This is a genomic window from Escherichia sp. MOD1-EC5433 (assembly GCF_002966005.1).
Taxonomy (GTDB): domain Bacteria; phylum Pseudomonadota; class Gammaproteobacteria; order Enterobacterales; family Enterobacteriaceae; genus Escherichia; species Escherichia ruysiae.
On record NZ_PTRL01000009.1, the window covers coordinates 84849 to 111049 of the forward strand.

26 protein-coding genes are annotated in these 26201 nt (G+C 52.7%); 23 read left to right on the plus strand and 3 right to left on the minus strand.

Annotated elements, in window-relative coordinates; translation table 11 throughout:
- Positions 1 to 125 precede the first annotated feature (125 nt).
- From ftsY to C3D30_RS17575, 7 genes are all read left to right on the plus strand, one after another.
- A complete protein-coding gene (gene ftsY / locus C3D30_RS17545; protein ID WP_105287194.1) occupies positions 126 to 1664 on the plus strand; it encodes a signal recognition particle-docking protein FtsY in 1539 nt (512 codons plus the stop codon).
- 2 nt (positions 1665 to 1666) lie between these two features.
- Positions 1667 to 2335 carry a cell division ATP-binding protein FtsE gene (gene ftsE / locus C3D30_RS17550; RefSeq protein WP_000617723.1) on the plus strand — a complete coding sequence of 223 codons (669 nt, stop codon included), beginning with the start codon at positions 1667 to 1669 and terminating at the stop codon, positions 2333 to 2335.
- Positions 2328 to 3386, plus strand: coding sequence for a permease-like cell division protein FtsX (ftsX, locus tag C3D30_RS17555; protein WP_001042009.1), 1059 nt, complete (start codon positions 2328 to 2330; stop codon positions 3384 to 3386). Before ftsE ends, ftsX begins: the two co-directional genes overlap by 8 nt.
- 244 nt (positions 3387 to 3630) lie before the next feature.
- Positions 3631 to 4485, plus strand: coding sequence for an RNA polymerase sigma factor RpoH (gene rpoH / locus C3D30_RS17560; protein WP_000130220.1), 855 nt, complete (start codon positions 3631 to 3633; stop codon positions 4483 to 4485).
- 269 nt (positions 4486 to 4754) lie between these two features.
- On the plus strand, positions 4755 to 5858 hold the full coding sequence (livJ, locus tag C3D30_RS17565) for a branched chain amino acid ABC transporter substrate-binding protein LivJ (protein ID WP_010350765.1): 1104 nt from the start codon (positions 4755 to 4757) through the stop codon (positions 5856 to 5858).
- A 150-nt stretch (positions 5859 to 6008) separates the two neighbouring features.
- Positions 6009 to 6275 (plus strand): type II toxin-antitoxin system antitoxin AtaR, encoded by a 267-nt coding sequence (gene ataR / locus C3D30_RS17570; RefSeq protein WP_001277103.1) that lies wholly within the window; start codon positions 6009 to 6011, stop codon positions 6273 to 6275.
- A gap of 6 nt (positions 6276 to 6281) precedes the next feature.
- Positions 6282 to 6794 carry a GNAT family N-acetyltransferase gene (locus C3D30_RS17575; protein ID WP_000344015.1) on the plus strand — a complete coding sequence of 171 codons (513 nt, stop codon included), beginning with the start codon at positions 6282 to 6284 and terminating at the stop codon, positions 6792 to 6794.
- Here the strand turns inward: C3D30_RS17575 and panM are convergent.
- Complete coding sequence (gene panM / locus C3D30_RS17580) at positions 6791 to 7174, minus strand: aspartate 1-decarboxylase autocleavage activator PanM (protein ID WP_000778812.1); 384 nt, start codon at positions 7172 to 7174, stop codon at positions 6791 to 6793. The two genes, C3D30_RS17575 and panM, sit on opposite strands and share 4 nt — an antisense overlap.
- A 423-nt stretch (positions 7175 to 7597) precedes the next feature.
- On the opposite strand from panM, the gene livK reads away from it, so the two are divergent.
- The 10 genes from livK (at position 7598) to ugpQ (ending at position 17866) form a co-directional block, all read left to right on the plus strand.
- On the plus strand, positions 7598 to 8707 hold the full coding sequence (gene livK, locus C3D30_RS17585) for a high-affinity branched-chain amino acid ABC transporter substrate-binding protein LivK (RefSeq protein ID WP_105287195.1): 1110 nt from the start codon (positions 7598 to 7600) through the stop codon (positions 8705 to 8707).
- A gap of 47 nt (positions 8708 to 8754) precedes the next feature.
- On the plus strand, positions 8755 to 9681 hold the full coding sequence (gene livH / locus C3D30_RS17590; RefSeq protein WP_104693094.1) for a high-affinity branched-chain amino acid ABC transporter permease LivH: 927 nt from the start codon (positions 8755 to 8757) through the stop codon (positions 9679 to 9681).
- On the plus strand, positions 9678 to 10955 hold the full coding sequence (gene livM, locus C3D30_RS17595) for a branched chain amino acid ABC transporter permease LivM (RefSeq protein WP_000803775.1): 1278 nt from the start codon (positions 9678 to 9680) through the stop codon (positions 10953 to 10955). Before livH ends, livM begins: the two co-directional genes overlap by 4 nt.
- On the plus strand, positions 10952 to 11719 hold the full coding sequence (livG, locus tag C3D30_RS17600; RefSeq protein WP_001075510.1) for a high-affinity branched-chain amino acid ABC transporter ATP-binding protein LivG: 768 nt from the start codon (positions 10952 to 10954) through the stop codon (positions 11717 to 11719). Before livM ends, livG begins: the two co-directional genes overlap by 4 nt.
- Before the next feature lies 1 nt (position 11720).
- Positions 11721 to 12434, plus strand: a complete 714-nt coding sequence (gene livF, locus C3D30_RS17605) for a high-affinity branched-chain amino acid ABC transporter ATP-binding protein LivF (protein WP_000416895.1) — start codon at positions 11721 to 11723, stop codon at positions 12432 to 12434.
- A 398-nt stretch (positions 12435 to 12832) separates the two neighbouring features.
- Complete coding sequence (gene ugpB / locus C3D30_RS17610) at positions 12833 to 14149, plus strand: sn-glycerol-3-phosphate ABC transporter substrate-binding protein UgpB (protein WP_000803181.1); 1317 nt, start codon at positions 12833 to 12835, stop codon at positions 14147 to 14149.
- Between the two features lie 175 nt (positions 14150 to 14324).
- Complete coding sequence (gene ugpA, locus C3D30_RS17615; RefSeq protein WP_061363417.1) at positions 14325 to 15212, plus strand: sn-glycerol-3-phosphate ABC transporter permease UgpA; 888 nt, start codon at positions 14325 to 14327, stop codon at positions 15210 to 15212.
- A complete protein-coding gene (gene ugpE / locus C3D30_RS17620; RefSeq protein WP_000572164.1) occupies positions 15209 to 16054 on the plus strand; it encodes a sn-glycerol-3-phosphate ABC transporter permease UgpE in 846 nt (281 codons plus the stop codon). Before ugpA ends, ugpE begins: the two co-directional genes overlap by 4 nt.
- A gap of 1 nt (position 16055) precedes the next feature.
- Entirely contained in the window at positions 16056 to 17126 is a 1071-nt protein-coding gene (gene ugpC / locus C3D30_RS17625; protein ID WP_000907811.1) for a sn-glycerol 3-phosphate ABC transporter ATP binding protein UgpC, read from the plus strand.
- Positions 17123 to 17866, plus strand: a complete 744-nt coding sequence (gene ugpQ, locus C3D30_RS17630; RefSeq protein ID WP_000073614.1) for a glycerophosphodiester phosphodiesterase — start codon at positions 17123 to 17125, stop codon at positions 17864 to 17866. The genes ugpC and ugpQ overlap by 4 nt, the downstream gene beginning before the upstream one ends.
- On the opposite strand, the gene C3D30_RS17635 is transcribed toward ugpQ, so the two are convergent.
- Positions 17853 to 18293, minus strand: coding sequence for a DUF2756 family protein (locus tag C3D30_RS17635; protein WP_000826129.1), 441 nt, complete (start codon positions 18291 to 18293; stop codon positions 17853 to 17855). The genes ugpQ and C3D30_RS17635 overlap by 14 nt on opposite strands.
- A gap of 120 nt (positions 18294 to 18413) precedes the next feature.
- Between C3D30_RS17635 and ggt the strand changes: the two genes are divergently transcribed.
- On the plus strand, positions 18414 to 20150 hold the full coding sequence (gene ggt, locus C3D30_RS17640; RefSeq protein ID WP_105287196.1) for a gamma-glutamyltransferase: 1737 nt from the start codon (positions 18414 to 18416) through the stop codon (positions 20148 to 20150).
- Between the two features lie 60 nt (positions 20151 to 20210).
- On the opposite strand, the gene yhhY is transcribed toward ggt, so the two are convergent.
- Positions 20211 to 20699 (minus strand): N-acetyltransferase, encoded by a 489-nt coding sequence (yhhY, locus tag C3D30_RS17645; RefSeq protein ID WP_010349190.1) that lies wholly within the window; start codon positions 20697 to 20699, stop codon positions 20211 to 20213.
- 456 nt (positions 20700 to 21155) lie between these two features.
- On the opposite strand from yhhY, the gene C3D30_RS17655 reads away from it, so the two are divergent.
- The 5 genes from C3D30_RS17655 to gntU all read left to right on the plus strand — a co-directional run bounded on the left by C3D30_RS17655 (position 21156) and on the right by gntU (position 26110).
- Positions 21156 to 22193, plus strand: coding sequence for an oxidoreductase (locus tag C3D30_RS17655; protein WP_000996650.1), 1038 nt, complete (start codon positions 21156 to 21158; stop codon positions 22191 to 22193).
- 122 nt (positions 22194 to 22315) lie between these two features.
- On the plus strand, positions 22316 to 23011 hold the full coding sequence (gene yhhW / locus C3D30_RS17660) for a quercetin 2,3-dioxygenase (protein ID WP_000639809.1): 696 nt from the start codon (positions 22316 to 22318) through the stop codon (positions 23009 to 23011).
- 93 nt (positions 23012 to 23104) lie between these two features.
- The gene (gene gntR, locus C3D30_RS17665) at positions 23105 to 24100 is read left to right on the plus strand and encodes a gluconate operon transcriptional repressor GntR (protein ID WP_000730250.1); all 996 of its coding nucleotides are present in this window, start codon (positions 23105 to 23107) and stop codon (positions 24098 to 24100) included.
- Positions 24101 to 24238: 138 nt separating this feature from the next.
- On the plus strand, positions 24239 to 24766 hold the full coding sequence (gene gntK, locus C3D30_RS17670; RefSeq protein ID WP_000108328.1) for a gluconokinase: 528 nt from the start codon (positions 24239 to 24241) through the stop codon (positions 24764 to 24766).
- A 3-nt stretch (positions 24767 to 24769) separates the two neighbouring features.
- The gene (gntU, locus tag C3D30_RS17675) at positions 24770 to 26110 is read left to right on the plus strand and encodes a gluconate transporter (protein WP_000105942.1); all 1341 of its coding nucleotides are present in this window, start codon (positions 24770 to 24772) and stop codon (positions 26108 to 26110) included.
- The last annotated feature ends 91 nt before the right edge of the window (positions 26111 to 26201 follow it).

Here is a 26201-nt window from a genome sequence, read left to right on the forward strand (position 1 = left end):
AACACATACTTGCAGGCGGTGATGTGGATTAAGTTAAGTGGTAGACTATTTCATCATTTTTTTAGCTGCTATGTACATAGCGTTAACGCTGTGCCATGAAGCAACAGCGAGGAGTGTAGTCGCAGATGGCGAAAGAAAAAAAACGTGGCTTTTTTTCCTGGCTGGGCTTTGGTCAAAAAGAGCAGACCCCGGAAAAAGAGACAGAAACCCAAAACGAACAACCGGTTGTAGAAGAAACCGCCCAGGCGCAAGAGCCTGAGAAAGTTGCTGAACAACCCGTTGAAGAACAGCCGAAGGCGCATACTGAAGCTGAGGCGGAAACTTTTGCTGCCGACGTTGTGGAAGTCACTGAACAGGTTGTTGAAAGTGAAAAAACGCAACCTGAAGCGGTTGTCGAGCCGGAAGTTATTGCAGAACCGGAACCGATAGTTGAAGAAACGCCAGCGTCGGTAGTTGAACCTGAAGTTACGCCAGAGCCAGTGGCTATCGAGCGTGAAGAGCTGCCGCTGCCGGAAGACGTTAAAGTCGAAGAAGTTTCGCCAGAAGAGTGGCAGGCTGAAGCAGAAACCGTGGAGATTGTCGAAGCGGCGGAAGAACAAGCAGCGAAAGAAGAAATCACCGACGAAGAGCTGGAAGCACAGGCGCTGGCCGCTGAAGCGGCAGAAGAGGCGGTGATGGTCGTTCCTCCGGCAGAAGAAGATCAGCCGGTGGAAGAGGTAGCCCAGGAGCAGGAAAAACCAACCAAAGAAGGTTTCTTCGCGCGCCTGAAACGCAGCCTGCTGAAAACCAAAGAAAACCTCGGTTCCGGATTTATCAGCCTGTTCCGTGGTAAAAAAATCGACGATGATCTGTTTGAAGAGCTGGAAGAGCAATTGCTCATCGCCGATGTGGGCGTGGAAACCACGCGCAAAATCATCACCAATCTGACTGAAGGCGCGACCCGCAAACAGCTTCGCGATGCTGAGGCGCTCTACGGTCTGCTGAAAGAAGAGATGGGTGATATTCTGGCGAAGGTCGATGAACCGCTGAACGTCGAAGGCAAAACACCGTTCGTAATCCTGATGGTAGGCGTCAATGGCGTGGGTAAAACCACGACTATCGGTAAGCTGGCGCGTCAGTTTGAACAGCAAGGTAAATCGGTGATGCTGGCGGCAGGTGATACTTTCCGTGCGGCAGCAGTTGAGCAGCTTCAGGTCTGGGGGCAGCGCAACAATATTCCGGTGATTGCCCAGCATACCGGCGCGGACTCCGCCTCAGTTATCTTCGACGCCATTCAGGCCGCTAAGGCGCGTAATGTTGATGTCCTGATTGCCGATACCGCCGGACGCTTGCAGAACAAATCGCACCTGATGGAAGAGCTGAAGAAAATCGTCCGTGTGATGAAGAAACTCGACGTTGAAGCTCCGCATGAAGTTATGCTGACTATCGATGCCAGCACCGGGCAGAATGCGGTAAGCCAGGCCAAACTGTTCCATGAAGCAGTCGGCTTAACCGGCATCACGTTAACGAAACTGGACGGCACGGCGAAAGGCGGAGTAATTTTCTCGGTGGCTGACCAGTTTGGTATTCCTATTCGCTATATTGGTGTCGGCGAGCGTATTGAGGATTTGCGTCCGTTTAAGGCGGACGACTTTATAGAGGCACTTTTTGCCCGAGAGGATTAACAATGATTCGCTTTGAACATGTCAGCAAGGCTTATCTCGGTGGGAGACAGGCGCTGCAGGGCGTTACGTTCCATATGCAGCCGGGTGAGATGGCGTTTCTGACCGGTCATTCCGGTGCAGGGAAAAGTACCCTCCTGAAGCTGATCTGTGGGATTGAGCGGCCCAGCGCCGGGAAAATCTGGTTTAGCGGCCATGACATCACGCGTCTGAAAAACCGTGAAGTTCCGTTTCTGCGCCGCCAGATTGGCATGATTTTCCAGGATCACCATCTACTGATGGATCGTACTGTCTACGATAATGTGGCGATCCCGTTGATTATCGCCGGTGCCAGCGGTGACGATATTCGTCGTCGTGTATCGGCGGCGCTGGATAAAGTCGGGCTACTGGACAAAGCGAAGAACTTTCCGATTCAGCTTTCTGGCGGTGAACAACAACGCGTTGGCATTGCCCGCGCGGTGGTTAACAAACCTGCGGTACTGCTGGCGGACGAACCGACCGGTAACCTTGACGACGCGCTGTCGGAAGGAATTTTACGTCTGTTTGAAGAGTTTAACCGCGTTGGGGTAACGGTATTGATGGCAACGCACGACATCAACCTGATTTCGCGGCGTTCCTATCGTATGCTCACCCTGAGCGATGGTCACTTGCATGGAGGCGTGGGCCATGAATAAGCGCGATGCAATCAATCATATCCGGCAGTTTGGCGGACGTCTGGATCGCTTCCGTAAATCGGTCGGCGGTTCTGGCGACGGTGGTCGTAATGCGCCGAAACGCGCGAAATCCTCGCCAAAACCGGTAAATCGCAAAACCAACGTTTTCAACGAACAGGTGCGTTATGCGTTCCACGGCGCTTTGCAGGATCTCAAAAGTAAACCGTTCGCCACGTTTTTAACGGTGATGGTCATCGCCATCTCCCTGACGCTGCCAAGCGTCTGCTATATGGTGTACAAAAACGTTAACCAGGCGGCGACGCAGTATTATCCCTCACCGCAAATCACCGTTTATCTGCAAAAAACGCTGGACGATGACGCCGCTGCGGGCGTGGTGGCACAGCTACAGGCCGAACAGGGCGTGGAGAAAGTGAACTATCTTTCTCGCGAAGACGCGTTGGGCGAGTTCCGTAACTGGTCTGGTTTTGGCGGCGCGCTGGACATGCTGGAGGAAAACCCGCTTCCGGCAGTGGCGGTGGTGATCCCAAAACTCGATTTCCAGGGTACGGAGTCGCTGAATACGTTGCGTGATCGCATCACGCAAATTAACGGCATCGATGAAGTACGAATGGACGATAGCTGGTTTGCCCGTCTGACCGCACTGACAGGGCTGGTAGGGCGCGTTTCGGCGATGATTGGCGTGCTGATGGTGGCGGCGGTGTTCCTGGTTATCGGCAACAGCGTGCGTCTGAGCATATTTGCCCGTCGTGACTCCATCAACGTGCAGAAACTGATTGGTGCGACGGATGGTTTCATCCTCCGTCCGTTCCTGTACGGAGGCGCGCTGCTGGGATTTTCTGGCGCATTGCTGTCATTAATTTTGTCCGAAATTCTGGTGCTGCGTTTGTCATCGGCAGTTGCGGAAGTGGCGCAGGTATTTGGAACGAAGTTTGATATCAATGGGTTATCGTTCGATGAATGCTTGTTGTTGCTGCTGGTGTGTTCGATGATTGGCTGGGTGGCAGCATGGCTTGCCACGGTACAACATTTACGGCACTTTACGCCGGAATAATAAAAGCGTGTTATACTCTTTCCCTGCAATGGGTTCCGTAGCAGGGAAAGAGACCCCGTTGTCTCTTCCCGGTATTTCATCTCTATGTCACATTTTGTGCGTAATTTATTCACAAGCCAGCATTGAACTTGTGGATAAAATCACGGTCTGATAAAACTGTGAATGATAATCTCGTTGCTCTTAAGCTCTGGCACAGTTGTTGCTACCACTGAAGCGCCAGAAGATATCGATTGAGAGGATTTGAATGACTGACAAAATGCAAAGTTTAGCTTTAGCCCCTGTTGGCAACCTGGATTCTTACATCCGGGCAGCTAACGCGTGGCCGATGTTGTCGGCTGACGAGGAGCGGGCGCTGGCTGAAAAGCTGCATTACCATGGCGATCTGGAAGCAGCTAAAACGCTGATCCTGTCTCACCTGCGGTTTGTTGTTCATATTGCTCGTAATTATGCGGGCTATGGCCTGCCACAGGCGGATTTGATTCAGGAAGGTAACATCGGCCTGATGAAAGCAGTGCGCCGTTTCAACCCGGAAGTGGGTGTGCGCCTGGTCTCCTTCGCCGTTCACTGGATCAAAGCAGAGATCCACGAATACGTTTTGCGTAACTGGCGTATCGTCAAAGTTGCGACCACCAAAGCGCAGCGCAAGCTGTTCTTTAACCTGCGTAAAACCAAGCAGCGTCTGGGCTGGTTTAACCAGGATGAAGTCGAAATGGTGGCTCGCGAACTGGGCGTAACCAGCAAAGACGTCCGTGAGATGGAATCGCGTATGGCGGCACAGGACATGACTTTTGACATGTCTTCCGACGACGATTCCGACAGCCAGCCGATGGCTCCGGTGCTCTATTTGCAGGATAAATCATCTAACTTTGCCGACGGCATTGAAGACGATAACTGGGAAGAGCAGGCGGCAAACCGACTGACCGATGCGATGCAGGGTCTGGACGAACGTAGCCAGGACATCATCCGCGCGCGCTGGCTGGACGAAGACAACAAATCTACGTTGCAGGAACTGGCCGACCGTTACGGTGTTTCCGCTGAACGTGTGCGTCAGCTTGAAAAGAACGCGATGAAAAAACTTCGCGCTGCTATTGAAGCGTAATTTCCGCTGTTAAGCAGAGAACCCTGGATGAGAGTCCGGGGTTTTTGTTTTTTGGCCTCTGCAATAATCAATTTTCCCTTCTGGCAAAAGCCAACCCACGCGCAGATTGTTAATAAACTGTCAAAATATCTATTCCAATATCATAAAAATGGGGTATGTTTTAGCAGAGTATGCTGCTAAAGCACGGGTGGCTATGCATAAAACGAAATAAAGTGCTGAACAACAACATCACAACACACGTAATAACCAGAAGAATGGGGATTCTCAGGATGAATATAAAGGGTAAAGCGTTACTGGCAGGATGTATCGCGCTGGCATTCAGCAATATGGCTTTGGCAGAAGATATTAAAGTCGCGGTCGTGGGCGCAATGTCCGGCCCGGTGGCTCAGTACGGTGACCAGGAGTTTACTGGCGCAGAACAGGCGGTTGCGGATATCAACGCCAAAGGCGGCGTTAAAGGCAACAAACTGCAAATCGTAAAATATGACGATGCCTGTGACCCGAAACAAGCGGTTGCGGTGGCAAACAAAGTGGTTAACGACGGCATTAAATATGTCATTGGTCACCTCTGTTCTTCATCAACGCAGCCAGCGTCTGACATTTATGAAGACGAAGGCATTTTAATGATCACCCCAGCGGCAACCGCGCCAGAGCTGACTGCCCGTGGCTATAACTTGATTATGCGCACCACCGGTCTGGACTCCGACCAGGGGCCGACGGCGGCAAAATATATTCTTGAGAAAGTGAAACCGCAGCGTATTGCTATCGTCCACGACAAACAACAGTACGGCGAAGGTCTGGCGCGTGCGGTGCAGGACGGCCTGAAGAAAGGCAATGCTAACGTGGTGTTCTTTGATGGCATCACCGCCGGGGAAAAAGATTTCTCTACCCTGGTGGCACGTCTGAAGAAAGAGAATATCGACTTCGTTTACTACGGTGGTTATCACCCGGAAATGGGGCAGATCCTGCGTCAGGCGCGCGCGGCGGGGCTGAAAACTCAGTTTATGGGGCCGGAAGGTGTGGCTAACGTTTCGCTGTCTAATATCGCGGGCGAGTCAGCGGAAGGACTGCTGGTGACCAAGCCGAAGAACTATGATCAGGTTCCGGCGAACAAACCGATTGTTGATGCGATCAAAGCGAAAAAACAGGATCCAAGCGGCGCGTTCGTCTGGACCACCTACGCGGCGCTGCAATCTTTGCAGGCGGGGCTGAATCAGTCTGACGATCCGGCGGAGATCGCTAAATACCTGAAAGCGAACTCGGTTGATACGGTGATGGGACCGCTGACCTGGGATGAGAAAGGTGACCTGAAAGGCTTTGAGTTCGGCGTATTTGACTGGCACGCCAACGGCACGGCGACCGATGCGAAGTAACAGATAGATAAATGAAAATGCCCGATGAGCTGAACCGCCATCGGGTTTTTTTGTGTTTGTCGAAATGGTTGTAGAAAGATTAAACAATCCAGGATATGCTTAATGTACGGTAGAATTCCGTACATATTTATAAGTAGCAGGAGAGTTTACATGTCTGCTGTTAAAAAGCAGCGTATCGATCTGCGTTTAACTGACGATGACAAAAGTCTAATTGAGGAAGCGGCGGCGATATCTAATCAGTCCGTCAGCCAATTTATGTTGAATAGTGCCTCGCAGCGGGCTGCAGAAGTGATTGAACAGCATCGGCGAGTGATCCTTAATGAGGAGTCCTGGACGCGGGTGATGGATGCGCTGAGTAATCCGCCGTCACCAGGTGAAAAGCTAAAACGTGCGGCAAAACGTCTTCAGGGAATGTAATAATTTATGGATGAGCTGACGATAGAGATTCTGACTGATGATGCAGATTATGATCTACTGCGATTCGACTGCGGCGAGGAAGCCTTAAATCTCTTTCTGACGACACATCTGGTTCGTCAACATCGCAATAAAATTCTGCGAGCGTACATTCTTCGTACCAACACCCCTGAACGTCAAATACTGGGATATTACACATTATCCGGCAGTTGTTTTGAACGAGCCGCATTGCCCTCGAAATCGAAACAGAAAAATATTCCCAGCGTCACTCTTGGGCGTCTGGCAATTGATCGTTCAATACAGGGGCAGGGATGGGGAGCAACACTAGTTGCTCATGCCATGAAAGTCGTCTGGTCAGCCTCTTTAGCGGTAGGTATTCACGGTCTTTTTGTCGAGGCGCTGAATGAAAAAGCCCATACGTTTTATCAGTCGCTGGGCTTTATCCCGTTGGTCGGAGAAAACGAAAATGCGTTATTTTTCCCAACCAAATCCATAGAACTGCTTTTTACACAGAGCGATTAACGCTTCTCCCAGCCGCTCTGCTGTGCCGTAAACCCCTGTGCTTGCATAAACGCTGTCATCACACCGCGATCTTCCACGCCTGCATCCGCCATCCACCAGCATGAAACGCCAGGATTGTTACGCAGCACCTCTTCCAGCAGATATTGCCCTACGCCGCGCCGCCGGGTGACTTCCCGCACTCGCAGGGAATCCATCGCTCCCTCGGTGCCGCTTAAGGTTACTCGCACGGCAGCGAGCAGGCGCTCGTTAAAACGCGCGGCGTAAATACGGTGGGAATCGTCAACCTGTAAAGAGGAAGGAGAATACTCCGGCCAGATCTTTTGCAGGTCAATCCGATCCTGGTCGCTAAAGTTTTCTAATCGAATGATGGTCAGCTTCATGGGGAACCCGTACAAATCACAAAAGTGGAACCAGTGTAGCGAAATAATTTAATCGGAGGCTTTCTCTTTTTTATTTCTTTTGGCAGGTGATTAATTTTTTTTCAGCAATAATTACAAATTAAAAACATTATAGAATGAAAATTGTCCAGCATAATCCCCTGAATGGTAGTGAATTATTCCGCCCTTTGTACCGTTATTTTATGCTGACAACTGCGCTTTTTTCTGTTTATCTATCAATTAATTCAGAATATTATCTGTTCTTAATCGACTGAAAAATAGGGATTTTAATCGATATCATCACAAAAAACTGCGCTAAACCCTTAATCGGACAGGCAAAAACAGCGCAGTATAAAAAAGAACAGTCTGATTTGTTAACACATAAAAAACAAAGCAACACAACATTACGAGTGGGGATTTTTGACTATGAAACGGAATGCGAAAACTATCATCGCAGGGATGATTGCACTGGCAATTTCACACACTGCTTTAGCCGACGATATTAAAGTTGCCGTTGTCGGCGCGATGTCCGGCCCGATTGCCCAGTGGGGCGATATGGAATTTAACGGCGCGCGTCAGGCGATTAAAGACATTAATGCTAAAGGGGGAATTAAAGGCGATAAGCTGGTTGGCGTGGAATATGACGACGCCTGCGACCCAAAACAAGCCGTTGCGGTCGCCAACAAAATCGTTAACGACGGCATTAAATACGTTATTGGGCATCTGTGTTCCTCTTCTACCCAACCTGCGTCGGATATCTACGAAGACGAAGGTATCCTGATGATCTCGCCGGGAGCGACCAACCCGGAGCTGACTCAGCGCGGTTATCAACACATCATGCGTACTGCCGGGCTGGACTCTTCCCAGGGGCCAACGGCAGCAAAATACATTCTTGAGACGGTGAAGCCCCAGCGCATCGCCATCATTCATGACAAACAACAATATGGCGAAGGGCTGGCGCGTTCGGTGCAGGACGGGCTGAAAGCGGCTAACGCTAACGTCGTCTTTTTCGACGGCATTACCGCTGGTGAGAAAGATTTCTCCGCGCTGATTGCCCGCCTGAAAAAAGAAAACATCGACTTCGTTTACTACGGCGGTTACTACCCGGAAATGGGGCAGATGCTGCGCCAGGCGCGTTCCGTTGGCCTGAAAACTCAGTTTATGGGGCCGGAAGGTGTCGGTAATGCGTCGCTTTCGAATATTGCTGGCGATGCTGCCGAAGGTATGTTGGTCACTATGCCAAAACGCTATGACCAGGATCCGGCAAACCAGGGCGTCGTTGATGCGCTGAAAGCAGACAAGAAAGATCCGTCCGGGCCTTATGTCTGGATCACTTACGCGGCGGTGCAATCTCTGGCGACTGCCCTTGAGCGTACCGGCAGCGATGAGCCGCTGGCGCTGGTGAAAGATTTAAAAGCTAACGGTGCAAACACCGTGATTGGGCCGCTGAACTGGGATGAAAAAGGCGATCTGAAGGGATTTGATTTTGGTGTCTTCCAGTGGCACGCCGACGGTTCATCCACGGCAGCCAAGTGAAAATCCCACCGCCCGTGAAATGCGGGCGGGTTTAGAAAGGTTACCTTATGTCTGAGCAGTTTTTGTATTTCTTGCAGCAGATGTTTAACGGCGTCACGCTGGGCAGTACTTACGCGCTGATAGCCATCGGCTACACCATGGTTTACGGCATTATCGGCATGATCAACTTCGCCCATGGCGAGGTTTACATGATTGGCAGCTACGTCTCCTTTATGATCATCGCTGCGCTGATGATGATGGGCATTGATACCGGCTGGCTGCTGGTGGCGGCGGGATTTGTCGGCGCAATCGTCATTGCCAGCGCCTACGGCTGGAGTATCGAACGGGTGGCCTATCGCCCGGTACGTAACTCTAAGCGCCTGATTGCGCTCATCTCGGCAATCGGCATGTCCATCTTCCTGCAAAACTACGTCAGCCTGACCGAAGGTTCGCGCGATGTGGCGCTGCCCAGCCTGTTTAACGGTCAGTGGGTGGTGGGTAATAGCGAAAACTTCTCTGCGTCTATTACCACCATGCAGGCGGTGATCTGGATTGTCACCTTCCTCGCCATGCTGGCGCTGACGATTTTCATCCGTTATTCGCGCATGGGGCGCGCCTGTCGTGCCTGCGCCGAAGACCTGAAAATGGCGAGCCTGCTTGGCATCAACACTGACCGAGTGATTGCGCTGACCTTTGTGATTGGCGCGGCGATGGCGGCGGTGGCGGGCGTTCTGCTCGGTCAGTTCTACGGTGTGATTAACCCCTACATCGGCTTTATGGCCGGGATGAAAGCCTTTACCGCAGCGGTGCTCGGTGGGATTGGCAGTATTCCGGGGGCGATGATTGGCGGGTTGATTCTGGGGATTGCGGAGGCGCTCTCTTCTGCCTATCTGAGTACGGAATATAAAGATGTGGTCTCATTTGCCCTGCTGATTCTGGTTCTGCTGGTGATGCCGACCGGTATTCTGGGTCGCCCGGAGGTAGAGAAAGTATGAAACCGATGCATATTGCAATGGCGCTGCTCTCTGCTGCGATGTTCTTTGTTCTGGCGGGCGTCTTTATGGGCGTGCAACTGGAGCTGGATGGCACCAAACTGGTGGTCGACAGTGCTTCAGATATCCGTTGGCAGTGGGTATTTATCGGTACGGCGGTGGTCTTTTTCTTCCAGCTTGTGCGACCTGCTTTCCAGAAGGGGTTGAAAAGCGTTTCCGGGCCGAAGTTTATTTTGCCTGCGATTGATGGCTCCACGGTGAAGCAGAAACTGTTCCTCGTGGCGTTGCTGGTGCTTGCGGTGGCGTGGCCGTTTATGGTCTCACGCGGGACGGTGGATATCGCCACCCTGACCATGATCTACATTATCCTCGGCCTCGGGCTAAACGTGGTGGTGGGGCTGTCTGGCCTGCTAGTGCTGGGTTACGGCGGTTTTTACGCCATCGGCGCTTACACCTTTGCGCTGCTCAATCACTATTACGGTCTGGGCTTCTGGACCTGCCTGCCAATTGCCGGGTTAATGGCAGCGGCGGCGGGCTTCCTGCTCGGTTTTCCGGTGCTGCGTCTGCGTGGTGATTATCTGGCGATCGTTACCCTCGGTTTCGGCGAAATTGTGCGCATATTGCTGCTCAATAACACCGAAATTACCGGCGGTCCGAACGGCATCAGTCAGATCCCGAAACCCACTTTCTTCGGCCTTGAGTTCAGCCGTACCGCCCGCGAAGGTGGCTGGGATACGTTCAGTAATTTCTTTGGCCTGAAATACGATCCGTCCGATCGCGTCATCTTCCTCTACCTGGTGGCGTTGCTGCTGGTAGTGTTAAGCCTGTTTGTCATTAACCGCTTACTGCGGATGCCGCTGGGGCGTGCGTGGGAAGCGTTGCGTGAAGACGAGATCGCCTGCCGTTCGCTGGGCTTAAGCCCGCGCCGTATCAAGTTGACCGCCTTTACCATCAGCGCCGCGTTTGCGGGTTTTGCCGGAACGCTGTTTGCGGCGCGTCAGGGCTTTGTCAGCCCGGAATCCTTCACCTTTGCCGAATCAGCCTTTGTACTGGCGATAGTGGTGCTCGGTGGCATGGGGTCGCAGTTCGCGGTGATTCTGGCGGCAATTTTGCTGGTGGTATCGCGCGAGTTGATGCGTGATTTCAACGAATACAGCATGTTAATGCTCGGTGGCTTGATGGTGCTGATGATGATCTGGCGTCCGCAGGGCTTGCTGCCCATGACGCGCCCGCAACTCAAGCTGAAGAACGGCGCAGCGAAAGGAGAGCAGGCATGAATCAGCCCTTATTATCTGTTAACGGCCTGATGATGCGCTTCGGCGGCCTGCTGGCGGTGAACAACGTCAATCTCGAACTGTACCCGCAGGAGATCGTCTCGTTAATCGGCCCTAACGGAGCCGGAAAAACCACGGTCTTTAACTGCCTGACCGGATTCTACAAACCCACCGGCGGCACCATTTTACTGCGCGATCAGCATCTGGAAGGTTTGCCGGGTCAGCAAATTGCCCGCATGGGCGTGGTGCGCACCTTCCAGCATGTGCGTCTGTTCCGTGAAATGACGGTGATTGAAAACCTGCTGGTGGCGCAGCATCAGCAACTGAAAACCGGGCTGTTCTCCGGCCTGTTGAAAACGCCTTCTTTCCGTCGCGCCCAGAGTGAGGCGCTCGACCGAGCCGCAACCTGGCTGGAACGCATTGGTTTGCTGGAACACGCTAACCGTCAGGCGAGCAACCTGGCTTATGGCGACCAGCGCCGTCTGGAGATCGCCCGCTGCATGGTGACGCAGCCGGAGATTTTAATGCTCGATGAACCTGCGGCAGGTCTTAACCCGAAAGAGACCAAAGAGCTGGATGAGCTGATTGCCGAGCTTCGTAACCATCACAACACCACTATCTTGTTGATTGAACACGATATGAAGCTGGTGATGGGTATTTCAGACAGAATTTACGTGGTCAATCAGGGGACGCCACTGGCAAACGGCACGCCGGAACAGATCCGTAATAACCCGGACGTGATCCGTGCCTATTTAGGTGAGGCATAAGATGGAAAAAGTCATGTTGTCTTTTGACAAAGTCAGCGCCCACTACGGCAAAATCCAGGCGCTGCATGAGGTGAGCCTGCATATCAATCAGGGCGAGATTGTCACCCTCATTGGCGCGAACGGGGCGGGGAAAACCACCTTGCTTGGTACGTTATGCGGCGATCCGCGCGCCACCAGCGGGCGAATTGTGTTTGATGATAAAGACATTACCGACTGGCAGACGGCGAAAATCATGCGTGAAGCGGTAGCGATTGTCCCGGAAGGACGTCGTGTCTTCTCGCGGATGACGGTGGAAGAGAACCTGGCAATGGGTGGCTTTTTTGCCGAACGCGACCAGTTTCAGGAGCGCATAAAGTGGGTGTATGAGCTGTTCCCGCGTTTGCATGAGCGCCGTGTTCAGCGGGCAGGCACCATGTCCGGCGGTGAGCAGCAGATGCTGGCGATTGGTCGTGCGCTAATGAGCAACCCGCGTTTGCTACTGCTTGATGAACCCTCGCTCGGACTGGCACCGATTATCATCCAGCAAATCTTCGACACCATCGAGCAACTGCGCGAGCAGGGGATGACTATTTTCCTCGTCGAGCAGAACGCTAACCAGGCGCTAAAGCTGGCGGATCGCGGCTACGTGCTGGAAAACGGCCATGTGGTGCTCTCCGATACTGGTGATGCACTACTGGCGAATGAAGCGGTGAGAAGTGCGTATTTAGGCGGGTAATAACACGTTGATTGATAGGGAGTCAAAAGACTCCTTTGAGACAGGTGACAAATGTAAAATTGCCTGATGCGCTGCGCTTATCAGGCCTACTGGGTGAGTGGCAATATGTTGAATTTGCACGATCTTGTAGGCCTGATAAGGCGTTTACGCTGCATCTGGCATGAAACGATGAGCAATCTGTAGAGTTTGATTCAGGCCTTCTATATTTTCCCGCTTATCCGTGTCCCATCTCCCATTTTCCCTCACCCGCGCCGTCACTGCCTTGTCATCTTTCTGACACCTTACTATCTTACAAATGTAACAAAAAAGTTATTTTTCTGTAATTCGAGCATGTCATGTTACCCCGCGAGCATAAAACGCGTGAATTCGCACATTCGGTACAACAAGAGAGATAAACGATGAAACCGTTACATTATACAGCTTCAGCACTGGCGCTCGGACTGGCGTTAATGGGGAATGCACAGGCAGTGACGACCATTCCGTTCTGGCATTCTATGGAAGGGGAACTGGGTAAAGAGGTGGATTCTCTGGCTCAACGTTTTAACGCCGAAAACCCGGATTACAAAATTGTACCGACCTATAAAGGCAACTACGAACAGAATTTAAGCGCGGGGATTGCCGCATTTCGTACCGGCAACGCGCCGGCTATTTTGCAGGTTTATGAAGTTGGCACCGCTACCATGATGGCGTCGAAAGCCATTAAACCGGTATATGACGTGTTTAAAGAGGCGGGGATTAACTTCGATGAGTCGCAGTTTGTGCCGACGGTTTCAGGTTACTACTCCGACAGCAAAACCGGCCACTTACTCTCCCAGCCGTTCAACAGCTCGACTCCCGTTCTCTATTACAACAAAGACGCTTTCAAGAAAGCGGGTTTAGACCCGGAACAGCCGCCAAAAACCTGGCAGGATCTGGCGGACTATGCCGCGAAACTGAAAGCCTCCGGCATGAAGTGCGGCTACGCCAGCGGCTGGCAGGGCTGGATCCAACTGGAAAACTTTAGCGCATGGAACGGTCTGCCGTTTGCCAGCAAAAACAACGGCTTTGACGGCACAGATGCGGTGCTGGAGTTCAACAAGCCGGAGCAGGTGAAACACATCGCCATGCTCGAAGAGATGAACAAGAAGGGCGATTTCAGCTATGTCGGGCGTAAGGATGAATCCACCGAGAAGTTCTATAACGGTGATTGTGCGATGACGACCGCTTCTTCCGGTTCTCTTGCCAACATTCGCGAGTACGCCAAATTTAACTACGGCGTAGGCATGATGCCTTACGACGCCGATGCGAAAGATGCGCCACAAAACGCCATTATCGGCGGGGCTAGCCTGTGGGTGATGCAGGGCAAAGATAAAGAAACTTATACAGGTGTGGCGAAGTTCCTCGACTTCCTCGCGAAGCCAGAAAACGCTGCTGAGTGGCATCAGAAAACCGGTTATCTGCCGATCACCAAAGCGGCGTATGACCTGACCCGTGAGCAGGGCTTTTACGAGAAAAACCCTGGGGCGGATACCGCGACGCGTCAGATGCTGAACAAGCCGCCGTTGCCGTTCACCAAAGGGCTGCGTCTGGGCAACATGCCGCAGATCCGCGTGATTGTGGATGAAGAGCTGGAGAGCGTGTGGACCGGCAAGAAGACGCCACAGCAGGCGCTGGATACCGCCGTTGAGCGTGGGAATCAGTTACTGCGCCGCTTTGAGCAGTCTACGAAGTCTTAATTCTCTTACCCTCACCCTAACCCTCTCCCAAAGGGAGAGGGGACCGATCGGCGTGGTGGAAAAGTACCGTGTCGGTTTGCAACTTTGCTCGGTGGAAAAGTATGCACCGCCTTTCTCCCTCGCCCCTCTGGGGAGAGGGCCGGGGTGAGGGGAACACAACACGAAGAGTTTATTTATGTCATCATCCCGTCCGGTGTTCCGCTCGCGCTGGCTGCCCTATTTGCTGGTCGCGCCGCAGCTCATCATCACCGTTATCTTTTTTATCTGGCCTGCGGGCGAAGCGTTGTGGTACTCGCTGCAAAGCGTCGATCCGTTTGGTTTCTCCAGCCAGTTTGTCGGCCTGGATAACTTCGTCACGCTGTTTCATGACAGCTACTATCTCGACTCCTTCTGGACGACGATAAAATTCAGCACCTTTGTCACCGTCAGCGGTTTGCTGGTGTCGCTGTTCTTCGCGGCGCTGGTGGAGTACATCGTGTGCGGCAGCCGTTTCTATCAAACCTTAATGCTGCTGCCTTACGCTGTGGCACCCGCCGTTGCCGCCGTATTGTGGATCTTCCTGTTTAACCCCGGCCGTGGGCTGATCACTCATTTTCTCGCTGAGTTCGGCTACGACTGGAACCACGCGCAAAACAGCGGTCAGGCGATGTTCCTGGTGGTGTTTGCCTCGGTGTGGAAGCAAATCAGCTACAACTTTCTGTTCTTCTATGCCGCGCTGCAATCCATTCCCCGTTCGTTGATTGAAGCCGCAGCCATCGACGGTGCAGGGCCGATTCGCCGCTTCTTTAAGATCGCGCTGCCGCTTATCGCCCCGGTGAGTTTCTTCCTGCTGGTGGTGAACCTGGTCTACGCCTTCTTCGATACCTTCCCGGTAATCGACGCCGCCACGTCCGGTGGGCCAGTACAGGCCACCACGACGCTGATTTATAAAATTTACCGCGAAGGCTTTACCGGACTGGATCTGGCTTCGTCTGCCGCGCAGTCGGTGGTGTTGATGTTCCTCGTCATCGTGCTGACGGTGGTGCAGTTCCGCTATGTTGAAAGCAAGGTGCGTTACCAATGATTGAGAACCGTCCGTGGCTGACGATATTCAGCCATACCATGCTGATCCTCGGGATCGCGGTGATCCTCTTCCCGCTGTACGTGGCGTTTGTCGCGGCGACGCTGGATAAACAGGCCGTCTACGCCGCGCCGATGACGCTCATCCCCGGCACGCATCTGCTGGAAAACATCCACAACATCTGGGTAAACGGGGTAGGCACGAATAGCGCGCCGTTCTGGCGGATGTTGCTTAACAGCTTTGTGATGGCGTTCAGCATTACGCTCGGCAAAATTACCGTCTCGATGCTCTCGGCATTTGCCATTGTCTGGTTTCGTTTTCCGCTGCGTAACCTCTTCTTCTGGATGATTTTTATCACCCTGATGCTGCCGGTTGAAGTGCGTATCTTCCCGACGGTAGAAGTGATCGCCAATCTGAAGATGCTCGACAGCTATGCAGGTTTAACGCTGCCGCTGATGGCCTCGGCGACCGCCACCTTCCTGTTCCGCCAGTTCTTTATGACGCTGCCGGATGAGCTGGTGGAAGCCGCGCGGATCGACGGCGCGTCGCCAATGCGCTTCTTTTGCGACATTGTCTTTCCGTTGTCGAAAACCAATCTGGCGGCGCTGTTTGTGATCACCTTTATTTACGGCTGGAACCAGTATCTGTGGCCGTTGTTGATTATTACCGACGTTGATCTCGGCACCACCGTGGCAGGGATTAAAGGGATGATCGCTACTGGCGAAGGCACAACGGAATGGAACTCGGTGATGGCGGCGATGTTGTTAACCCTGATCCCACCAGTAGTGATTGTTTTAGTGATGCAGCGTGCCTTCGTGCGCGGCCTGGTCGATAGTGAGAAATAAGATGGCAGGACTGAAATTACAGGCAGTAACCAAAAGCTGGGATGGCAAAACCCAGGTCATTAAACCGCTGACCCTTGATGTGGCGGATGGTGAATTTATCGTGATGGTCGGGCCTTCTGGCTGCGGGAAATCGACGCTGCTGCGCATGGTTGCCGGGCTGGAGCGGGTGACGGAAGGCGATATCTGGATCAACAATGAGCGTGTGACCGAAATGGAGCCGAAAGATCGCGGGATTGCGATGGTGTTCCAGAACTACGCGCTTTATCCGCATATGAGCGTCGAAGAAAACATGGCGTGGGGGCTGAAAATTCGCGGCATGGGCAAGCAGCAAATTGCCGAGCGCGTTCAAGAAGCGGCGCGTATTCTGGAGCTGGACGGCCTGCTCAAGCGCCGCCCGCGCGAGCTTTCCGGCGGTCAGCGCCAGCGCGTGGCGATGGGGCGCGCGATTGTGCGCGATCCGGCGGTATTTTTGTTTGATGAACCGCTCTCTAACCTTGATGCCAAGCTGCGCGTGCAGATGCGCCTTGAGCTGCAACAGTTGCACCGTCGCCTGAAAACAACTTCACTCTACGTTACTCACGATCAGGTTGAGGCGATGACACTCGCCCAGCGGGTGATGGTGATGAACGGTGGCGTTGCGGAACAGATTGGCACACCGGTTGAAGTCTACGAAAAGCCCGCCAGCTTGTTTGTGGCGAGTTTTATCGGCAGCCCGGCGATGAACCTGCTGACAGGACGTGTGAATAACGAAGGCTCGCATTTCGAACTGGACGGGGGGATCGCGCTACCGCTAAATGGTGGCTGCCGTCAGTATGCAGGACGTAAAATGACCCTCGGTATTCGCCCGGAACATATTGCGTTAAGCTCACAAACAGAAGGCGGCGTACCGCTGGTGATGGACACGCTGGAGATCCTCGGCGCTGATAACCTGGCGCACGGACGCTGGGGCGAACAGAAGCTGGTGGTAAGACTGGCGCATCAGGAGCGCCCGACGGCAGGTAGCACGCTGTGGCTGCATCTGCCGGAAAATCAGCTACATCTTTTTGATGGTGAAACAGGACAACGAGTATGAGTAACTGGCCTTATCCCCGCATCGTCGCTCATCGTGGCGGCGGTAAGCTGGCCCCGGAAAACACCCTGGCGGCAATCGACGTCGGGGCAAAATACGGTCATAAGATGATCGAATTTGACGCGAAGTTATCGAAAGATGGCGAGATCTTCCTGCTCCATGACGACAATCTCGAACGTACCAGCAACGGCTGGGGCGTCGCGGGTGAACTGAACTGGCAGGATTTACTGCGCGTGGATGCGGGCAGTTGGTACAGCAAAATGTTTAAAGGTGAGCCGCTACCGTTGCTTTCGCAGGTGGCGGAACGCTGTCGTGAACACGGGATGATGGCGAATATCGAAATCAAACCCACCACTGGCACCGGGCCATTAACGGGCAAAATGGTGGCGCTGGCGGCGCGCGAGCTTTGGGCAGGTATGACGCCGCCGCTGCTGTCATCGTTTGAGATTGATGCTTTAGAAGCTGCGCAACAGGCGGCACCGGAACTGCCGCGCGGTTTGTTGCTTGATGAATGGCGCGACGACTGGCGCGAACTGACCACGCGGCTGGGCTGCGTCTCTATTCATCTCAATCATAAGTTGCTCGATAAAGCGCGAGTGAGGCAGTTGAAAGACGCTGGATTACGGATTCTGGTGTATACCGTCAACAGACCCCAGCGCGCGGCAGAGTTGCTGCGCTGGGGCGTGGATTGCATTTGCTCCGATGCGATTGATGTGATTGGTCCGAACTTTACGGCCCAATAGTTTTCAATGGAATATCAGGCTGCGGCGTGCTGGGCGGATTCAGCATGTCGCCGTTTCTCCTCTCTTGCAGCATATGCTGCTGATTCAACGAACTATCCATATTACGGTTGCCGTTTAACATCCCGCCGTTGGTGTTGGGCAGCATTTGCTGCCGGGCGGGATTTAGCTCCCCCGGCTGCGACTGCAATACCCGCTGCGAGTTACTGTTAATCTGATTTTCTAAATGCTGCTGCTGTAATTGCGTCTGAGTTTTCAGTTGCTGATTCAACATCCCTTTTTGCTGGATTTGCTGATTCTGCATCTGGGTTTGCATCCGCTGCTGGCTGGGGATCTGATATCCCGGCTGGTTGGGGTTGTTCAGAGTATTAATGGGCTGTGCAAAGCCGACAAACGGCAGGAGTGCCGTCAAAAGCAGAAGTCGTTTCATCGCGTATCCTCCTCTGAAGATATTCTTTAAGTTTACTCGCTTCCCGGCAAAACGATGATTAATTCAGAGTTATATACCAGGCTTAGCTGGGGTTGCCCCACACATAACTGGAGAATAACGATGATAAAACCGACGTTTTTACGCCGGGCGGCGATTACAGCTTTGCTTTCAGGATGTTGTTTTAGTGCGGCAGCTGCGCCGCCGCCTGTCTCGTATGGCGTGGAGGAAGATGTCTTTCATCCGGTACGCGCGAAGCAGGGGATGGTGGCGTCTGTGGATGCTACTGCCACTCAGGTGGGGGTGGATATCCTTAAAGAAGGTGGTAATGCCGTTGATGCCGCCGTGGCGGTGGGATATGCGCTGGCGGTAACGCATCCGCAGGCGGGGAATCTGGGCGGCGGCGGTTTTATGCTGATCCGCACTAAAGATGGCAATACGACTTCTATTGATTTCCGTGAGATGGCACCCGCCAAAGCAACCCGCGATATGTTCCTCGATGATCAGGGCAACCCGGACAGCAAAAAATCACTCACTTCGCATCTGGCCTCAGGAACGCCTGGCACGGTCGCAGGCTTCTCGCTGGCGCTGGAGAAGTACGGCACCATGCCGCTGAACAAAGTGGTGCAGCCAGCGTTTAAACTGGCACGCGATGGTTTTATCGTTAACGACGCGCTGGCTGACGATCTCAAAACCTACGGGAGCGAAGTGCTGCCGAATCACGAAAATAGCAAAGCTATCTTCTGGAAAGAGGGCGAGCCGCTGAAAAAGGGCGACAAGCTGGTGCAGGCGAACCTGGCAAAGAGCCTGGAGATGATTGCCGAAAACGGCCCGGACGAATTCTACAAAGGCACGATAGCTGAGCAGATCGCCCAGGAGATGCAGAAAAACGGCGGCCTGGTAAGCAAAGAAGATTTAGCGGCGTATAAAGCGGTGGAACGCACACCGATTAGCGGCGATTATCGCGGGTATCAGGTTTACTCCATGCCACCGCCATCCTCCGGCGGGATTCATATCGTGCAGATTCTGAATATCCTGGAAAACTTCGATATGAAGAAATATGGCTTTGGCAGCGCCGATGCGATGCAAATCATGGCAGAAGCTGAGAAATACGCCTACGCCGACCGCTCGGAATATCTTGGCGACCCGGATTTTGTCAAAGTGCCGTGGCAGGCGCTGACCAATAAAGCCTATGCCAAATCCATTGCCGATCAAATTGATATCAATAAAGCGAAGCCGTCCAGCGAAATTCGCCCAGGCAAACTTGCGCCTTATGAGAGTAATCAAACAACCCATTACTCAGTGGTGGATAAAGACGGTAACGCGGTGGCGGTGACCTATACGCTGAATACCACTTTCGGTACGGGGATTGTCGCGGGTGAGAGCGGTATTCTGCTTAACAATCAGATGGATGATTTCTCAGCCAAACCAGGTGTACCGAACGTTTACGGGCTGGTAGGCGGCGATGCCAACGCCGTCGGGCCGAACAAACGCCCGCTGTCGTCGATGTCACCAACGATTGTGGTGAAAGACGGTAAAACCTGGCTGGTTACCGGTAGCCCAGGCGGGAGTCGGATTATCACCACCGTGCTGCAAATGGTAGTGAACAGCATCGATTATGGAATGAACGTCGCCGAAGCGACCAATGCGCCGCGTTTCCATCATCAGTGGTTGCCGGACGAGCTGCGCGTCGAAAAAGGGTTTAGCCCGGATACGCTCAAGCTGCTGGAAGCAAAAGGTCAGAAAGTGGCGCTGAAAGAGGCGATGGGCAGTACGCAAAGCATTATGGTTGGGCCGGAGGGTGAGTTATACGGCGCATCCGACCCGCGCTCGGTGGATGATTTAACAGCGGGGTATTAATATCTTAAGCCCTCTCCCGGTAGGTGAGGGCTTAAATGACAAACTTAGATTGCAAATTCTTTATTTCACCCGCGCCATAAAATACGCATCGACATATTCGCCATTTCGCAACGCGTACTTTTTACCAGTTCCTTCAATCTCAAAACCGTATTTTTTATAGACCTTAATTGCTGGGGCGTTATCGACAAATACGGTTAGTTCAATGCGATCTACCCGCAGCCAGTTGTCGCACATCTCAATCATCTCTCGCATCAGGGCGCTGGCGACGCCGCGATTGTGCCAGCGGGAGTCGACGCAGATACCAAAATCGGCAACATGACTGCGGCGCGGGCGTTGCTGCACGTCAATGGTGAGATGACCCACGACGGTTCCATCAATACATGCGACTAACTGTTTGATGCCGGGACGATCGGCGAGTCGCTCCTGCCACAGATGATCGGAAGGATGAGGCACCTGTAGTGTGTTGTAATACACCTCCGGCTGGGCGTGAATTTGCCGAATGGCCTCGTAATCGCGCGTTTCAGCGTGGCGTATCACTATCTCACTCATTCCTCTGTCCTCTTTGGGGTAAATGTCCCTTTCAACATCATTGACTTTCAAATGCGAGTCAAATGCATTTTTTTGCAAAAAGTGTTGGACAAGTGCGAATGAGAATGATTATTATTGTCTCGCGATCAGGAAGACCCTCGCGGAGAACCTGAAAGCACGACATTGCTCACATTGCTTCCAGTATTACTTAGCCAGCCGGGTGCTGGCTTTTTTTTGCTTGTCATTTTGTCCACGGGGAATGTTCCTCGTGTTGAGACAAATGCAAAATCGCCTGATGCGCTACGCTTATCAGTCCTACAAATAGTCCTGAACCGTAGGTCGGATAAGGCGTTCACGCCGCATCCGGCATGATCAAAGTGCACTTTGCCAACAATCTGACGTACTGAAGCACAGGCATAGGAACCGCGTCCGCTTTGCGTTAAGGTGTAACTAACCACCTTAAAAAAGGACGAAATCATGGCCATCAACTGCGCCTTTATTGGCTTCGGCAAAAGCACCACCCGTTACCATCTGCCGTATGTACTTAACCGCAAGGATAGCTGGCATGTCGCGCATATTTTCCGCCGCCATGCGAAGCCGGAAGAACAGGCTCCTGTCTACTCGCATATCCATTTCACCAGCGATCTCGACGAAGTATTAAATGATCCCGACGTTAAGCTGATTGTCGTCTGCACTCACGCTGACAGCCACTTCGAGTACGCGAAGCGTGCGCTGGAAGCTGGGAAAAATGTGCTAGTTGAAAAACCGTTCACCCCGACGCTTGCGCAGGCGAAAGAGCTGTTTGCGCTGGCAAAAAGCAAAGGGCTGACCGTCACGCCGTATCAGAATCGCCGCTTTGACTCCTGCTTCCTGACGGCGAAAAAAGCGATTGAAAGCGGCAAGCTGGGAGAGATTGTCGAAGTGGAAAGCCATTTTGACTACTACCGCCCGGTGGCAGAAACCAAACCTGGACTGCCGCAGGATGGCGCATTTTATGGCCTTGGCGTGCATACCCTCGACCAGATTATCTCGCTGTTCGGTCGCCCGGATCATGTGGCTTACGACATTCGCAGTCTGCGTAATAAAGCCAACCCGGATGACACCTTCGAAGCGCAGCTGTTTTATGGTGATTTGAAAGCCATCGTCAAAACCAGCCATCTGGTGAAAATCGATTATCCGAAATTTATCGTTCACGGTAAGAAAGGTACATTTATTAAATACGGTATCGACCAGCAGGAAACCAGCCTGAAGGCTAATATTATGCCGGGCGAACCGGGATTCGCAGCGGATGATTCGGTCGGTGTGCTGGAGTATGTCAATGACGAGGGCGTGACGGTAAGAGAAGAGATGAAGCTGGAGGTGGGCGACTACGGACGCGTCTACGATGCGCTGTATCAAACCATCACCACCGGTGCTCCAAATTACGTCAAGGAATCTGAAGTTCTTACTAATCTGGAAATCCTTGAACGCGGTTTTGAACAAGCTTCTCCCTCTACAGTGACTCTCGCGAAGTAAGTTTGATGGCTCCTCGAATAGTTCAATTTTTTTGAACAGAGGGGTCAATTTTCACCCTCTATCATCCCAGGCGGATCGGGTCCACACTAAGCCCATCGAAAACATTCAGGGGGTGAATACAAATGATCTACTTACGCAAAGCAAATGAACGTGGTCATGCGAATCATGGCTGGCTGGACTCCTGGCACACTTTCTCTTTTGCCAACTATTACGACCCGAACTTTATGGGCTTCTCCGCGCTGCGTGTCATTAACGACGACGTGATTGAAGCAGGGCAGGGCTTCGGCACTCACCCACATAAAGATATGGAAATTTTGACCTACGTGCTGGAAGGTACTGTTGAGCATCAGGACAGCATGGGCAATAAAGAGCAGGTTCCGGCGGGCGAGTTCCAGATTATGAGTGCGGGTACGGGTATTCGTCACTCAGAGTACAACCCCAGCAGCACCGAGCGTCTGCATCTGTATCAGATCTGGATCATGCCAGAAGAAAACGGCATTACGCCGCGTTATGAACAGCGTCGCTTTGATGCCGTGCAGGGCAAACAACTGGTGCTCTCGCCGGATGCGCGTGATGGTTCGTTGAAAGTGCATCAGGATATGGAACTGTATCGCTGGGCGCTGCTGAAAGATGAACAGTCGGTGCATCAGATTGCCGCTGAACGCCGCGTCTGGATCCAGGTAGTGAAAGGCAATGTCACCATTAACGGTGTAAAAGCCTCGACCAGTGATGGTCTGGCAATCTGGGATGAGCAGGCAATCTCCATCCACGCCGATAGCGACAGTGAAATTCTGCTGTTCGATTTGCCGCCAGTCTAAATTTATCTCACAAACCTTCCTGAGGAATCAGGAAGGTTGTGATGCGTCCGTGGTAAACTAAAGGAATCTATCCCTTTTGTACCCTTCAGGACGATGAAAAAGAAAAGACCCGTACTTCAGGATGTGGCTGACCGTGTAGGCGTGACCAAAATGACGGTCAGCCGTTTTTTACGCAACCCGGAGCAGGTCTCCGTCGCCTTACGTGGCAAGATTGCCGCCGCTCTTGATGAACTGGGTTATATTCCCAACCGCGCGCCCGATATCCTCTCAAATGCTACCAGCCGGGCAATTGGCGTCCTGTTACCTTCTCTCACCAACCAGGTTTTCGCGGAAGTATTACGCGGTATCGAAAGCGTTACCGACGCGCACGGTTATCAGACTATGCTGGCGCACTACGGTTATAAACCGGAAATGGAACAAGAGCGCCTCGAATCAATGCTTTCATGGAATATTGACGGGCTGATCCTCACCGAACGAACCCACACGCCGCGCACCTTAAAGATGATTGAAGTGGCAGGTATTCCAGTGGTGGAGCTGATGGACAGTAAATCTCCGTGCCTCGATATCGCCGTCGGCTTTGATAACTTTGAAGCGGCACGTCAGATGACCACCGCCATTATTGCTCGCGGGCATCGGCACATTGCCTATCTCGGCGCACGTCTCGACGAACGTACAATCATCAAACAGAAGGGATACGAACAGGCGATGCTGGATGCCGGCCTGGTGCCATATAGCGTGATGGTTGAACAATCTTCTTCTTACTCTTCAGGTATCGAACTGATTCGCCAGGCGCGGCGGGAATATCCGCAGTTAGATGGCGTATTCTGTACCAACGATGACCTGGCTGTCGGCGCGGCGTTTGAATGTCAGCGTCTGGGGCTGAAAATCCCTGACGATATGGCAATTGCCGGTTTCCACGGTCATGATATTGGCCAGGTGATGGAGCCACGGCTGGCGAGCGTGCTGACGCCGCGTGAGCGGATGGGCAGCATTGGCGCTGAACGCCTGCTGGCGCGTATTCGTGGCGAAGCAGTGACACCGAAAATGTTAGATTTAGGTTTCACCTTGTCACCGGGCGGATCTATTTAAGCTCACAAATTTGAAGTAGCTCACACTTATACACTTAAGGCACGGATGGATATTGCTTCTGATTTTGTCCGGCTGGACAATGTTACCGATAACAGTTACCCGTAACATTTTTAATTCTTGTATTGTGGGGGCACCACTTTGAGCACGACTAACCATGATCACCACATTTACGTCTTGATGGGCGTATCGGGCAGCGGCAAATCTGCGGTCGCCAGTGAAGTGGCGCATCAACTTCATGCCGCGTTTCTTGATGGCGATTTCCTCCATCCGCGTCGCAATATCGAAAAAATGGCGTCCGGTGAACCGCTGAATGATGACGATCGCAAACCGTGGTTACAGGCACTGAACGACGCCGCGTTTGCTATGCAGCGCACCAATAAAGTGTCGCTGATCGTCTGTTCCGCACTGAAAAAGCACTATCGCGACCTGCTGCGCGCGGGTAATCCGAATCTCTCTTTCATCTACCTGAAAGGCGATTTTGATGTAATTGAAAGCCGTCTGAAAGCGCGTAAAGGCCATTTCTTTAAAACCCAAATGCTGGTGACGCAGTTTGAAACGCTGCAAGAACCGGGTGCGGACGAAACCGATGTACTGGTGGTGGATATCGATCAACCGCTGGAAGGTGTTGTGGCAAGCACCATTGAGGTTATTAAAAAAGGCAAATAAGTAGTGAGTACATTAACGCTTGTTTTAACAGCAGTAGGGTCTGTTTTACTGCTGCTGTTTTTAGTCATGAAAGCGCGTATGCACGCTTTCCTGGCTTTGATGGTGGTGTCTATGGGGGCTGGCCTTTTTTCCGGTATGCCGCTCGATAAAATCGCAGCGACGATGGAAAAAGGGATGGGAGGCACCCTCGGCTTCCTGGCGGTGGTTGTCGCTCTGGGAGCCATGTTTGGCAAGATCTTACATGAAACCGGCGCAGTCGATCAGATTGCCGTCAAAATGCTCAAATCCTTCGGTCACAGCCGCGCGCATTATGCCATTGGCCTTGCGGGGCTGGTTTGTGCGCTACCGCTGTTCTTTGAAGTGGCGATTGTTCTGCTGATTAGCGTTGCTTTCTCAATGGCGCGCCATACCGGCACGAACCTGGTGAAACTGGTTATCCCGTTATTCGCCGGCGTGGCGGCAGCGGCGGCGTTCTTATTGCCGGGGCCAGCGCCAATGCTGCTGGCATCGCAGATGAACGCCGACTTTGGCTGGATGATCCTGATCGGTCTGTGTGCGGCAATTCCGGGAATGATTATTGCCGGGCCGCTGTGGGGTAATTTCATCAGCCGCTACGTGGAACTGCATATTCCTGACGACATCAGCGAACCGCATCTCGGTGAAGGCAAAATGCCATCTTTCGGATTCAGCCTGTCGCTAATCTTGTTGCCGCTGGTGCTGGTAGGTCTTAAAACCATTGCCGCGCGTTTTGTGCCGGAAGGCTCTACCGCTTACGAATGGTTCGAGTTTATCGGTCATCCGTTTACCGCGATTCTGGTTGCTTGTCTGGTGGCGATTTATGGTCTGGCGATGCGTCAGGGTATGCCGAAAGACAAAGTGATGGAGATTTGCGGTCACGCGCTGCAACCGGCGGGGATCATTCTGCTGGTAATTGGTGCGGGTGGCGTGTTCAAACAGGTGCTGGTTGACTCTGGCGTAGGTCCGGCACTGGGCGAAGCGTTAACCGGGATGGGGCTGCCGATTGCGATTACCTGTTTCGTGCTGGCAGCAGCGGTGCGTATCATTCAGGGTTCTGCAACGGTTGCCTGCTTAACGGCAGTGGGGCTGGTGATGCCGGTTATTGAACAACTGAACTACTCCGGTGCGCAAATGGCGGCGCTGTCGATTTGTATCGCTGGTGGTTCGATTGTTGTCAGCCACGTTAACGACGCCGGTTTCTGGTTGTTCGGTAAATTTACCGGCGCGACCGAAGCCGAAACGCTGAAAACCTGGACCATGATGGAAACCATCCTCGGCACTGTCGGTGCTATCGTCGGGATGATTGCGTTCCAGCTGTTGAGTTAATTACCGCGACAAATTACTGCGAGCTTGCTCGCAGTAATTCATTTCTCTTTTTTCCTCTCTTCATCTTTTTGATCTCTCTCGCAAAAATACT

What these genes read in the sequence shown, in the direction of transcription:
- ftsY (WP_105287194.1), top strand. Translation starts at nt 126, where the DNA reads ATGGCGAAAGAAAAAAAACGTGGCTTTTTTTCCTGGCTGGGCTTTGGT.
- ftsE (WP_000617723.1), top strand. Translation starts at nt 1,667, where the DNA reads ATGATTCGCTTTGAACATGTCAGCAAGGCTTATCTCGGTGGGAGACAG.
- ftsX (WP_001042009.1), top strand. Translation starts at nt 2,328, where the DNA reads ATGAATAAGCGCGATGCAATCAATCATATCCGGCAGTTTGGCGGACGT.
- rpoH (WP_000130220.1), top strand. Translation starts at nt 3,631, where the DNA reads ATGACTGACAAAATGCAAAGTTTAGCTTTAGCCCCTGTTGGCAACCTG.
- livJ (WP_010350765.1), top strand. Translation starts at nt 4,755, where the DNA reads ATGAATATAAAGGGTAAAGCGTTACTGGCAGGATGTATCGCGCTGGCA.
- ataR (WP_001277103.1), top strand. Translation starts at nt 6,009, where the DNA reads ATGTCTGCTGTTAAAAAGCAGCGTATCGATCTGCGTTTAACTGACGAT.
- C3D30_RS17575 (WP_000344015.1), top strand. Translation starts at nt 6,282, where the DNA reads ATGGATGAGCTGACGATAGAGATTCTGACTGATGATGCAGATTATGAT.
- panM (WP_000778812.1), bottom strand. Translation starts at nt 7,174, where the DNA reads ATGAAGCTGACCATCATTCGATTAGAAAACTTTAGCGACCAGGATCGG.
- livK (WP_105287195.1), top strand. Translation starts at nt 7,598, where the DNA reads ATGAAACGGAATGCGAAAACTATCATCGCAGGGATGATTGCACTGGCA.
- livH (WP_104693094.1), top strand. Translation starts at nt 8,755, where the DNA reads ATGTCTGAGCAGTTTTTGTATTTCTTGCAGCAGATGTTTAACGGCGTC.
- livM (WP_000803775.1), top strand. Translation starts at nt 9,678, where the DNA reads ATGAAACCGATGCATATTGCAATGGCGCTGCTCTCTGCTGCGATGTTC.
- livG (WP_001075510.1), top strand. Translation starts at nt 10,952, where the DNA reads ATGAATCAGCCCTTATTATCTGTTAACGGCCTGATGATGCGCTTCGGC.
- livF (WP_000416895.1), top strand. Translation starts at nt 11,721, where the DNA reads ATGGAAAAAGTCATGTTGTCTTTTGACAAAGTCAGCGCCCACTACGGC.
- ugpB (WP_000803181.1), top strand. Translation starts at nt 12,833, where the DNA reads ATGAAACCGTTACATTATACAGCTTCAGCACTGGCGCTCGGACTGGCG.
- ugpA (WP_061363417.1), top strand. Translation starts at nt 14,325, where the DNA reads ATGTCATCATCCCGTCCGGTGTTCCGCTCGCGCTGGCTGCCCTATTTG.
- ugpE (WP_000572164.1), top strand. Translation starts at nt 15,209, where the DNA reads ATGATTGAGAACCGTCCGTGGCTGACGATATTCAGCCATACCATGCTG.
- ugpC (WP_000907811.1), top strand. Translation starts at nt 16,056, where the DNA reads ATGGCAGGACTGAAATTACAGGCAGTAACCAAAAGCTGGGATGGCAAA.
- ugpQ (WP_000073614.1), top strand. Translation starts at nt 17,123, where the DNA reads ATGAGTAACTGGCCTTATCCCCGCATCGTCGCTCATCGTGGCGGCGGT.
- C3D30_RS17635 (WP_000826129.1), bottom strand. Translation starts at nt 18,293, where the DNA reads ATGAAACGACTTCTGCTTTTGACGGCACTCCTGCCGTTTGTCGGCTTT.
- ggt (WP_105287196.1), top strand. Translation starts at nt 18,414, where the DNA reads ATGATAAAACCGACGTTTTTACGCCGGGCGGCGATTACAGCTTTGCTT.
- yhhY (WP_010349190.1), bottom strand. Translation starts at nt 20,699, where the DNA reads ATGAGTGAGATAGTGATACGCCACGCTGAAACGCGCGATTACGAGGCC.
- C3D30_RS17655 (WP_000996650.1), top strand. Translation starts at nt 21,156, where the DNA reads ATGGCCATCAACTGCGCCTTTATTGGCTTCGGCAAAAGCACCACCCGT.
- yhhW (WP_000639809.1), top strand. Translation starts at nt 22,316, where the DNA reads ATGATCTACTTACGCAAAGCAAATGAACGTGGTCATGCGAATCATGGC.
- gntR (WP_000730250.1), top strand. Translation starts at nt 23,105, where the DNA reads ATGAAAAAGAAAAGACCCGTACTTCAGGATGTGGCTGACCGTGTAGGC.